The following is a 315-nucleotide window of genomic DNA, read 5'->3' as shown; positions in this document are numbered from 1 at the left end:
CAGTCACGTTGATAAAACACTTCATTCTTTAAACGTCCAAAGAAACCTTCACACGCTGAGTTATCTGGCGAGCATCCCTTTTTAGACATAGAACGAGGCAAGTTGGCCTTGTTCATTCGTTCAATCCAACCTGGCCATCGATAGTGAGCACCACGATCCGAATGAATAATCGGATGCTCTTGATCTTGCAAGGTAGCTATACCAGTATCTAGCATAGTATTCACTAATTCGGAGTCAGGCTTTGTTCCAATGGTCCAGCTAATAATAGCTCCATCATAACAATCAACAAGTGGGGATAAATAAACTTTTCCTGCA

At 41.9% G+C, this 315-nt stretch carries 1 protein-coding gene; it reads right to left on the bottom strand.

Annotation, left to right across the window (positions count from 1 at the left end; translation table 11 throughout):
* Window positions 1-315, bottom strand: a 315-nt coding sequence (locus ACFSR0_RS10945) for a transposase (protein WP_379982679.1), incomplete at both ends; no start/stop codon positions are given.

Source organism: Enterococcus camelliae (assembly GCF_042685105.1).
Taxonomy (GTDB): Bacteria; Bacillota; Bacilli; order Lactobacillales; family Enterococcaceae; genus Enterococcus_G; species Enterococcus_G camelliae.
This window is presented reverse-complemented; position numbering and strand designations above follow the sequence as displayed.